The organism is Paludicola sp. MB14-C6 (genome assembly GCF_030908625.1).
Lineage (GTDB): Bacteria > Bacillota > Clostridia > Oscillospirales > Ruminococcaceae > Paludihabitans.
This window is the reverse complement of record NZ_CP133133.1, coordinates 12871-23860: the sequence shown is the minus strand read 5'-3', so window position 1 is coordinate 23860 and position 10990 is coordinate 12871. Positions and strand designations below refer to the sequence as shown.

8 protein-coding genes are annotated in these 10990 nt (G+C 34.3%); 3 read left to right on the top strand and 5 right to left on the bottom strand.

Going from position 1 to position 10990, the window contains the following annotated elements:
• Together RBG61_RS00090 and RBG61_RS00085 are read left to right on the top strand one after the other, a co-directional pair.
• On the top strand, nucleotides 1-600 hold the full coding sequence (locus tag RBG61_RS00090; RefSeq protein ID WP_307944517.1) for a ComEA family DNA-binding protein: 600 nt from the start codon (nucleotides 1-3) through the stop codon (nucleotides 598-600).
• Between the two features lie 26 nt (nucleotides 601-626).
• On the top strand, nucleotides 627-1508 hold the full coding sequence (locus RBG61_RS00085; protein WP_307944516.1) for an aldose 1-epimerase family protein: 882 nt from the start codon (nucleotides 627-629) through the stop codon (nucleotides 1506-1508).
• Nucleotides 1509-1935: 427 nt separating this feature from the next.
• Here the strand turns inward: RBG61_RS00085 and RBG61_RS00080 are convergent, their stop codons facing one another.
• A complete protein-coding gene (locus tag RBG61_RS00080) occupies nucleotides 1936-3585 on the bottom strand; it encodes an AMP-binding protein (RefSeq protein WP_307944515.1) in 1650 nt (549 codons plus the stop codon).
• A 481-nt stretch (nucleotides 3586-4066) separates the two neighbouring features.
• Between RBG61_RS00080 and RBG61_RS00075 the strand changes: the two genes are divergently transcribed.
• Nucleotides 4067-5440 carry an NAD(P)/FAD-dependent oxidoreductase gene (locus RBG61_RS00075; protein ID WP_307944513.1) on the top strand — a complete coding sequence of 458 codons (1374 nt, stop codon included), beginning with the start codon at nucleotides 4067-4069 and terminating at the stop codon, nucleotides 5438-5440.
• On the opposite strand, the gene RBG61_RS00070 is transcribed toward RBG61_RS00075, so the two are convergent.
• From RBG61_RS00070 to RBG61_RS00055, 4 genes are all read right to left on the bottom strand, one after another.
• Complete coding sequence (locus tag RBG61_RS00070; protein ID WP_307944512.1) at nucleotides 5441-5668, bottom strand: RDAC family protein; 228 nt, start codon at nucleotides 5666-5668, stop codon at nucleotides 5441-5443. It lies immediately after the preceding gene.
• A gap of 124 nt (nucleotides 5669-5792) precedes the next feature.
• The gene (locus RBG61_RS00065; RefSeq protein WP_307944511.1) at nucleotides 5793-6572 is read right to left on the bottom strand and encodes a putative ABC transporter permease; all 780 of its coding nucleotides are present in this window, start codon (nucleotides 6570-6572) and stop codon (nucleotides 5793-5795) included.
• On the bottom strand, nucleotides 6560-7882 hold the full coding sequence (locus RBG61_RS00060; protein ID WP_307944510.1) for a 2-hydroxyacyl-CoA dehydratase: 1323 nt from the start codon (nucleotides 7880-7882) through the stop codon (nucleotides 6560-6562). The genes RBG61_RS00065 and RBG61_RS00060 overlap by 13 nt, the downstream gene beginning before the upstream one ends.
• Entirely contained in the window at nucleotides 7869-10814 is a 2946-nt protein-coding gene (locus tag RBG61_RS00055; protein ID WP_307944509.1) for an acyl-CoA dehydratase activase-related protein, read from the bottom strand. The genes RBG61_RS00060 and RBG61_RS00055 overlap by 14 nt, the downstream gene beginning before the upstream one ends.
• Nucleotides 10815-10990 lie beyond the last annotated feature (176 nt).

Here is a 10990-nt window from a genome sequence, read left to right as displayed (position 1 = left end):
TTGAAAGCTTCGCATTATCTATTTGTGCTTTATATTTTAGCAACTATTTGCATCTGCCTTATTGTATATGTAGTTGCCGATTCAAAATCAACTATCATTCGTACAAACGCAAATGAAGGATATACTTATTGGGAAGAGGTAGCCAGCTCTTCTAATGATGACTACCGACTCATAATCTCAAGTAATGCTGATTTAAGTAGTGGCGATAATCACACTCAAACTGCTTCCAGCCACACCTATAAAAGCGATGCTTCTACTGGCGAAATTTATTATCAGACACCTGAAAACGAAACAAAACAGCCAAGCCCAAACAATAAAGATGCTAATGTTTCATCTAAGAATGCCCCAACTACGTCTTCAAAATCGACTTCATCAAAAGTGACCTCTAGTAAACCCCAAGAATATACGGGAATTGTTAATCTCAATACAGGTACTTTTGAACAGTTATGCTCTTTAGATGGTATCGGCGAAGTTTTATCGCAACGGATTATTGAGTATAGAAAAGCTCATGGCCCCTTTAAAACAATTGAAGGCATTTTAAAAGTCAGCGGGATTGGCGACAAAAAATTTACAGCTATTAAAAACAGAATTACTGTTTAATTATAAAAAGAATTGGAGAATATAAAATGGTTATTGAATTAAAATCAAACTCAGCAATTGCACATATTGACACTAAGGGTGCTGAACTTGTTTCTTTACAAGATGTTTTCGGCGTTGAATATATGTGGCAAAAAGATGCAAAATATTGGAACAGAAGCTCGCCTGTATTGTTCCCTGTTGTAGGCAATTTGAGAAACAACAAAACAATCATTGAAGGAAAAGAATATGAGATTCCAAAGCATGGTTTTTGCCGAGATGCAGAATTTAAAGTAATGTTTCAATCTGAAACAAAAGTAATTTTAAATTACTCCTACAACGAAGAAACACTAGCAGTTTATCCATATAAATTCAGCCTTTCACTTACCTATTCCTTGGATGGTGGACAATTAGAAATAGGCTATACTGTATTAAATTTAGGCGAAACTGATATGGATTACTGCTTGGGTGCACATCCTGCATTTAATGTACCGTTAACTGAAAATGAAACATTTGAAGATTACTGCTTAGAATTCAACAAAGAAGAACCTGTAGGATATGCTGTTTATGATTGCGAGAAGTTAGAGATAAATCCTGCACATCGTGTTGACCTTTTAAAAGGCAACAAAAAAATAATGCTAAAAAACAATTATTTCGATGATGATGCAATTATCTTTGATGAAGTACAATCTGATAGTGTTAAACTATACAGCATAAAATCCGGTAGAGGTGTTGAAGTTCACTTTAAAGACTTTGAAGCAATTGCATTTTGGACTCCTACTAAACTCAATGCGCCTTTCTTATGTATTGAGCCTTGGAATGGTATGGCGGTACGAAGCGATGAAGATAATCAATATACAAGCAAAAAAGGTATTCAACATTTAAAAGTAAACGAACAACACAATTTTAAGCTTACCATTATACCAATGTAATAAAAGTAAATAATTATTTGATATTTGCAAGTTTTAAATCCATTCTTGCTATTATGTATATTGGGCTATCCGCCCAAACCTGACCATGCTTTTTGGCAATCGCCCCAAAAAGCATGGATAAAAAATGCTTTGTTTCTCAAAATTGTTTTTTATATGACATCGCGTCTTAGCTTGTACGAAATTGATAAAGGTAAAGCTTGTGCTATATTATTCTTCATTTGCTCCCCTAGATTATTTATCGTAAAATCGTTATGCGACCTGCAATTGTTCCACGCGATTGCCATTTGATTAAATAGTACAATTTTACTACATGTCATTTTTGAAAAAACAATTTTCGCAAGTAACTCTCTACTAATATTTAACTTTTTGTTGCGTTTTGGTTCTCTTCAGTATGAAAAAATCCTCAGCGAAAGCTGAGGATTTCTTATTAGTTATTATCTTGATTTCTAATTTCATTTCGTTTGATTTTACCACTGATTGTTTTTGGTAATTCAGGTACAAAATCAATAATTCTAGGGTATTTATATGGCGCAGTTGTTTTCTTAACGAAATTTTGGATTTCTTTTTTCAATTCATCTGATGGTTGATATTGACTTGTAAGTACAATTGTTGCTTTTACTACCTGACCACGTACGGGATCAGGTGCACCGGTAACTGCACATTCTAATACTGCCGGATGCTCCATCAAAACGCTTTCAACTTCAAACGGACCAATACGATAACCAGATGCCTTAATTACATCATCCGTTCTTCCAACATACCAGTAATAGCCATCTTCATCACGATAAGCAGTATCGCCTGTATGGTACACTCCACCTTGCCAAACTTGGTTGGTTTTTGCTTCATCACGATAATAGCATTTTAACAATCCATATTTTGTTCCATCTTTTCTTGGGCGAACAACGATTTCACCAACAACACCATCGTCAACAGAATTTAGATCTTCATCCACAATATCAACATTATATAGTGGTGATGGTTTTCCCATAGAACCAGGCTTTGGCTCCATTCCATCCAATGTTGCAAGCAACAAAGTAGTTTCGGTTTGACCAAATCCTTCCATCAGTTTCAATCCAGTAACATCACGAAAACGTTTGAATACTTCTTCATTTAACGCTTCGCCCGCAGTACTAGCATGAGTTAAGGATGCCAAATTTTCAGCTTTCATTCCCTCTTTAATCAAGAAACGATATACCGTTGGTGGTGCACAAAATGTTGTGATTTTATATTTTTCTATCATTTCTAATAAATCATGTGGAACAAACTTATCAAAATCATAGACAAATATACCAGCACCAGCAAGCCATTGACCATATAATTTGCCCCAAACAGCTTTACCCCAACCTGTTTCAGCTAAAGTTAAGTGAAGGCCGTCACCTTTTACGCAATGCCAATGAACAGCAGTTATAATATGTGCTAATGGATAAGAATAGTCATGCATAACCATTTTCGGATTGCCTGTGGTTCCTGATGTAAAATAAGCTAACATATCATCAGCTTTATGTGTTTCTACTCGTTCAAAAGTATCCGGATATTTCTCCATTTCATTGTCAAAATCAATCCAGCCCTCTTTTGTATTACGAACGATAAATTTTGCTTCAAATTTACCGCATTTTTCTTCAGCTTCATCAACATAGTCAGTAATATGACAAGTACCTGAGCATATAATGTGTTTTACGCTAGCAGCATTTGTTCGATACTCAATATCTTTTGTTGTTAAAAGGTTCGTTGCAGGAATTGTAACAGCGCCAATCTTATGAAGAGCGAGAATGGTAAACCAAAACTCATAGTGTCGTTTTAGCACTATAATGACTTTATCACCTTTCTTTATGCCGTAGTCTGTGAGCATGTTTGCAACCTTGTTAGATGCTTTACTCATATCAGAAAAGCTGAAAATTCGTTCATCACCTTGTTCATTTGTCCACACCATTGCTCGACGGTCTGGCTCAATTTCTGCGATTTTGTCAACAACGTCATATGCGAAATTGAAGTTGTCAGGACATTGTACATCAAACTTATTTAGAACACCATGTTCATCAAAGCCTTCTGTACAAAACTGTTTGTAAAGGTTTTCCATAGTCATCTCCTATTCTGCCGATAATCGGCTATTTTGATTTATTATCAACATAATATTAGCTTTTACACCCATTATGTTAATTTCGCTATTAAAAAAATTGCCCTTAAATATAAAATATGTATTAAGCTTTATTTCCCAAAAAGCTTAATACATAGCGTTAAACCTGACTTGGTATAGTTTTAATTATAATTTTTTCAGGCTTTTCTGTCAAGTGACACAAATAACAAAACATTTTAATTTTAAGCTGCATTTTAGTAATTTACATCAAAAAAGCGCAAGATATACTTGAATTATTAAATAATTCATATTTTATCAAATAAATATAAAAAAATAATTGTTGACAAACTATACATCAACATATATAATAAAATAGTTTGTGAGTGTGAATTATTTTGATTATACTACACAAATTATCATTTGGAAAGTTAAAAACTTTCATCATTATTACGGAATGGGTACAACCCATTATGGAGGAATTGGTATGAACAAATACTATGACATTGCAATTATCGGTGGCGGTATTGGCGGAATTATGACAGCTTATCGCATTAATAAAAACAATCCAAATTTATCTGTTTGTATCATAGAAAAAGGTCATAGCATCGAAAAACGAGTATGCCCTATTGTGACAAAGAAAGTTAAGACATGTATTAAATGTCCTTCTTGCGCAATTATGGAAGGTATGGCCGGTGCAGGCGCTTTTTCTGATGGAAAATATGTTATTTCAACTGAATACGGTGGATGGCTAACTGAATTTTTAGAGCCTGAAACAGTAATTAACTATATTGAACAAGCTGATTCAATTTTAGTTGAATTTGGCGCTACAACTGAACGCTTTATGCCAAACAACGAATTGAAAAAATTATGTTTACAACACGATTTGCATATGAGCCAAGCACAATTAAAACATCTAGGTACCGATTCTAACTTTGACACTATGAAAAAGTTAATTGAATCACTACATGGTAAAGTTGATATTATTACCGACACAGAAGTTACTGACGTTAATAAAGACAATAAAGAAATATATGCAACTCATAAAGGCGAAAATCATGTGATTACAGCTAACGATATTATATTCGCTGTCGGACGTGCAGGCAGCCGCTTCTTCTCTAAATGGTGCACAGAAAACAAAATTCCACTAAAAAACAATCAAGTTGATATTGGTGTTCGTGTAGAATTGCCTTCTATCATTTGGGAAGACTTTTCTAAAAAGATATACGAGCCAAAAATCTGGTATCGCTCTAAACAATACGGCGATACAACAAGAATGTTCTGTTTTAATGAAAGAGGAAATGTTGTAACTGAAAATACAAGCGGAGTTTTAACAGTTAACGGTCACTCATATCGTGATTTATCACGTAAAACAGAGAACTCCAACTTTGCATTGCTTTCTACTATTCGTTTCACAGAGCCTTTTAAAGAACCAATTGAATACGCACGACATGTTGCAAGTCTTGCTAACTTAATTAGTGGCGGTGGCGTTATGGTGCAACGTTTAGGCGACTTGGAAAACGGAAGAAGAACAGACGAAAAACGTTTGGCACAATGTACAACAAGACCAACTTTAAGTGCTGTTGCCGGTGATTTAAGCTTATGCTTACCAAAACGTCAACTGGACAATATCGTAGAAACGCTTCATGCATTAGATAAAATTGCTCCCGGTACTGCAAACTATGATACTTTACTTTATGGTATTGAATGTAAATACTACTCAGCAAGACCACAATGCACAGAGTTTAAAATCGACGGTTGCAATAACATTTATGCAATTGGCGATGGTGCGGGATTCACTCGTTCCTTATCTCAAGCTGCTGCAAACGGCTTGTATGTTGCAGATCTATTAACCAAATAATTATTTGGTCTCCCAAAAAGACTTACTATCTTCGCTAAAAGTAAGTTGAATTCCTTTTGAACTAAAGAAATCAGATATTGCTTTTGTTAATTGCTCTGATATTGGCTCGTCAAATAACTCAATCCACATATATTGAGAATTACAGCCATCTTTTAAATGAACTTTACAAGCTAACCCATTGGATTTCAAATATTGGTTACATTCAACTATTGTATTAATACCGATCATAATAATCTCAACTCCTTTTTTTCATATTGTACCATGAAATACACGAAAAAAACAATTATTATATTTATGTAATCCTTATACAAAAAAGTTTCCCGATATCGGGAAACTTTTTTCTTTGTATGGCCTATTTCTGTTTTCTTCTTTTGATTGTCTCTTTCCATTCAGTCATTAAATCATTATGCTTTTTATTTGAGCTGTTTGGAAATGCTTTTACAATTCTTCTTTCCCAAACATTACTTGACTTAATCTTTTCAGAAAGTTTTATTGTTAAGTCATCTGTAATATTTTTATCCTTTAACAACTGAGTAATTTGATCTAATTGAAGTTTCATGTTAATTACTTCATATTTTTTAACAAGTTCCGTCTTGATATCAAATATTGACTTTAGCCGCTTATTTAAGCCTAAAACACTATATATTGTGATTGTAAAGTCAACAACAAAGTAAAGGAGTAAAGCAGTTAAAAACCCTAATTTAAAATCAGTAGGAAATGATCGAACCATTTTTTGTACAAACGGATGCAATTCAAACTTTAAAAAAATACAAAGCATACCAAATAGAGTTGAATTTAATAAGCATACTCGCCCATTTATATTGAAGCGTTTATTGGAATAATCCCACCACTTCGTATGAAATAGTTTTTCCATTGCAAAACTCGTTGCATATTCCAAACAACTTGTCAACAATACTCCACCTAAAAAAACAAGGACTACGCTATTACGAAAGTATTGCAACCCAAACAAAGTAAGAAGTGCACCAAATCCATATACAGGACAAAATGGTCCATTTAAAAAACCACGATTGACAAAATGGCCGGTACCAAAAGAACAATAAACTGTTTCACAGCACCAACCTAAAAAGCTATAGATAATAAGATATAAACTGATATCTATCACCGATTGCATGAGTAAGTCTCCTTTTGTGACTGTTGTTCGATTGCAGCTTCGATTGTTTTATACTCTTGATTTCCTTTTTGCTTTTCATTAGGCATAGCATTCATCAGCATGAGCTTCAAACGATTTTCTTGATTGACTCGACACATACCCGGATCGTAATCGATTGCAACAATGTTAGCCTTAGGGTATTGCTCTCGTACCTTTCCCATTACGCCTTTAGCAACAATATGATTAGGCAAACAGCCAAATGGTTGTGTACATACAACGTTCGTTACTCCGTTTTTAACATGAGATATCATTTCTGCGGTTAATAGCCAGCCTTCGCCCATTTTTACGCCCTTTCCAATAATACCATTGGGCGCTTCAAACAATTCAGAAAAATCTTCGGGTGGAATAAAATCGCTATTTTCTTTTACAACGGATATCATTGTTTTTTGATGATAAATCAAATATTTTACAAGAAGCTTTGAAGGGTAATTTGTTATCTTTTTGATATGATAAAGTTTTCTATCAGTTTCACCATTTGATAAGCAATAAAGTAAAAAATCGAGTATTCCGGATACAACCGGCTCCGCACCTTCTTCTATTAGAAAATCTTCTAATCCGTTATTTCCAAGCGGTGCATATTTCATATAAATTTCGCCCACAATTCCCACTCTTGGCTTTGATACTTTTGAACGATGGATTTGGTTGAACTCCGATAACATATAAAGATAGTTTTTCTTTCTTTGAAGATATTTACCTGTAAGAAAGCTTTCTTCTATATAAGCCACACAGCGATCCAACGCTTTTTTACTCTCGCCTTTTACCATTTCATATGTACGTGATTGGTTATAAATACAAAGCAAAAAATCCCCATATAGTAAAGCCATCATCGCTTTTAAAAGGGTTTTTAAAGAAAGATGAAATCCATTTTTCTTTTCCAAACTTTGTGCGTTAAGCGAAAGAACAGGAACATAGCCAAAACCGCTTTGCACTAAAGCTTTTCGCAATAGATGAATATAGTTAGAAGCACGACATCCCCCACCTGTTTGGGTAATGAGTAATGCTGTTTTATGAGTATCATATTTTCCACTTTTCAACGCATCAATAAGCTGTCCTATAACTAAAATAGCCGGATAGCAAATATCGTTATGCGTATATTTTAATCCAGTATCTGCAATTGTGCTATGATTTGTTTTTAACAATTCAATTTGATAACCCTCTTGTCTGATAACATCACAAACAATAGAAAAGTGAGGCTCCAACATCATTGGTACAAGAATGGTATGTGTTTTTTTCATTTCTTTTGTGAAAATTGAATAATCATTTTCCGGCATTTATCGAACTCTCTCTTTCGTTCATGGCAGCTAACAAGCTGCGCATTCTTATTTTCACAGCACCCAGATTACTTATTTCATCTATTTTTAATTGAGTATATAGTTTCCCGTTTCTTCTTAGTATATCTCTCACTTCATCAGTAGTAACCGCATCTAATCCGCATCCAAAGGAAACCAATTGAACAAGCTCGGTATTCTTTTGATTGCAAACATAATCAGCTGCTTGATACATTCTTGCATGATATGTCCATTGATTCAAAACTCTCCTTGGATGCTTTATCAAATCAAAAGGAAGGGCATCTTCACTTAGCACAACAAACCCTAATGTTGATATCAGTGAATCAATACCATGATTTATTTCAGAATCTATATGATAAGGACGACCTGCCAGCACAATCACCTTTTTATTGTTTTGTTCTGCATATGCTAATGCTTTTTTACCCTCTTGCAATATTGTATCACGATATGCACTTTGTGCTGATAGCGCTTGTTTACATGCTTTTTTAACTTCTTTTAGCGTTAGCGAAGAATCCAATTCTAATAATTCTTTATAAATCTGTTTTTCAAAATATGGAATATCATTCAAAGATAAATACGGATACATAAACTTCGTTTGATTTAGCACTTTTATGTTGCTTGCAATGACTTCCGGATAATACGCTACAACGGGGCAATGAAAACAATTATCGGATATTCCTTCGTTGAAATTAAATGTCATACAAGGATAAAAGATAGCATCTACACCTTTTTCAACTAGGTTTATAATATGACCATGTACCAATTTAGCACCATAACAAATTGTATCAGATGAAATGGTATGTTGCCCTTTTTGATATAAAGAACGGCTCGAATTACCGGATACAGTTACTGAAAAATCAAGCGCACGAAAGAAAGTAAACCAAAACGGCATTGTATCATAGAAATTTAATACCTTTGGCAATCCGATTGTCTTTCGACTTCCTTTACTTGTTTGAAATTGGTTTATGTATTCTCGTTTTATTTCATATAAATTCGGCAGCTTTTCTGATTGTGTTTGCTTTAACGGACGTTCACATCGATTTCCCGAAATCAATTTCCTTCCATTAGAAAATTGATTTATCGTTAAGCTACATTTATTTTGACATAGTCCACAGCGCACCAAACTTGACGTATGAGAAAAATGATATAAATCATCTTTGGACAATATTGTACTTTTCTCAGCAGCTTTTTGTTTTGCATATAGTGCCGCACCAAATGCTCCCATCAATCCAGCTATATCCGGTCTTGTAACTTCAGTTTCCATAATGGATTCAAATGCACGTAGAACGCCGTTGTTTAAGAAGGTACCCCCTTGTACGACAATATTTCTTCCTAAACTTTTTGCATCGGAAACACGCAAAACTTTATAAATTGCATTCTTTACTACGCTGATTGCAAGCCCGGCAGAGATATCGGCAACAGATGCTCCATTTTTTTGAGCCTGTTTTACAGATGAATTCATAAACACAGTACAACGAGTTCCTAAATCAACAGGCTTCTTTGATTGTAATGCCAATTGAGCAAAATCTTCTATTTCATAGCCCAAGGAATGTGCAAATGTTTCGATAAAAGAACCACACCCGGATGAACAAGCTTCATTTAGCATAATGCTATCAACCATACCATCTTTAATACCGAAACATTTCATATCTTGTCCGCCAATATCGATGATAAAATCTACATTTGGATTGAAATACTTAGCCGCCATAAAATGAGCTACCGTTTCAACAATACCATGATCTAAGGAAAACGCATTTTTCATAAGCTCTTCGCCATATCCTGTAACGGCCGCTTGCGCAATTTGAATATTCGGATATTCATTGTAAATATAGCTTAGCTGCGTTTTTGCAACATCAAGTGGGTTTCCTTTATTCTGTTGATAATATTCATATAACAAGTTGTTTTCTTCATCTATCAAAACCATTTTTGTGGTTGTACTTCCTGCATCAATACCAAGATATGCTTTGCCTGTATACGCTTTTGGATTAATACGGTGAACACTCTTTTTATTATGACGAAGTACAAAGCTTTCATAGTCTTGTGCTGTTTGAAACAATGGTGCTAGTCCAATATAATTGGATTCCCCTTGGGATGATACAATCAGTTTATGTAATAATTCCTGATAAGAATATGTTTTTTGCAGTCCACCTGCATATACTGCACTTCCATAGGCTACAAAGTACTCAGCATACTCAGGAAAAATTGCACATTCTTCTGAAAGATGCAAAGTTTTGATAAATGCATGTTGTAAGCCTTTTAAAAAAGAAAGTGGTCCTCCTAAAAATAATACTTTTCCTTTAATTTCTCTGCCTTGTGCAAGCCCTGTTATTGTTTGGTCAACTACAGCTTTATAAATACTTGCAGCAACATTTGCTTTACTTGCCCCTTGATTAATAAGCGGTTGAATATCTGTCTTTGCAAAAACTCCGCAGCGAGATGCAATGGGATAAACTGAATCTGCTTGTAAGCTTAACTCGTCAAGTTCTTGCGTTTTTACATTCAATAAAGTTGCCATCTGATCAATAAATGAGCCTGTACCACCTGCACACGTACTGTTCATGCGTTCTTCTATTGTTTCGCCTAAAAAAATAATTTTGGCGTCTTCTCCGCCTAATTCAATTGCAACATCCACATCGGAATAGCTACCTTTTATCAAAGTAGATGCTGCAAAAACCTCTTGCACAAAATCAATATCCAAAACACTTGAAATTCCAAGCCCTGCAGAGCCTGTAAAAGCGACTTTAATTTTTTCGTCCGCTAACAACGGCTCCAGCTCCCTTAGTTTTGCGATTGTTAAATCCCAAACTTTTGAGAGATGGCGCTCATAACTTTTGTAACACACGTTATTATGTTCATCTAGCAAAACTAGCTTTAAAGTTGTTGAACCAACGTCAATTCCTAATTTATAATTCATATCATTTATCACTCTTCATTTTCTTATTATGTATACCGCTTACAATTTAAGTAAGGATTTTTATTTCATGAATTATCAAACAATTATTTTCATTATACCTCATGTAACTTAAAATTGAAATCAAAATATAAAAAATTTACATATTTATGTCGATTTTAAGTATTATTATATTTATA

Coding starts and splice junctions, on each gene's coding strand:
- RBG61_RS00085 (WP_307944516.1), top strand. CDS start 627: ATGGTTATTGAATTAAAATCAAACTCAGCAATTGCACATATTGACACT.
- RBG61_RS00080 (WP_307944515.1), bottom strand. CDS start 3,585: ATGGAAAACCTTTACAAACAGTTTTGTACAGAAGGCTTTGATGAACAT.
- RBG61_RS00075 (WP_307944513.1), top strand. CDS start 4,067: ATGAACAAATACTATGACATTGCAATTATCGGTGGCGGTATTGGCGGA.
- RBG61_RS00070 (WP_307944512.1), bottom strand. CDS start 5,668: ATGATCGGTATTAATACAATAGTTGAATGTAACCAATATTTGAAATCC.
- RBG61_RS00065 (WP_307944511.1), bottom strand. CDS start 6,572: ATGCAATCGGTGATAGATATCAGTTTATATCTTATTATCTATAGCTTT.
- RBG61_RS00060 (WP_307944510.1), bottom strand. CDS start 7,882: ATGCCGGAAAATGATTATTCAATTTTCACAAAAGAAATGAAAAAAACA.
- RBG61_RS00055 (WP_307944509.1), bottom strand. CDS start 10,814: ATGAATTATAAATTAGGAATTGACGTTGGTTCAACAACTTTAAAGCTA.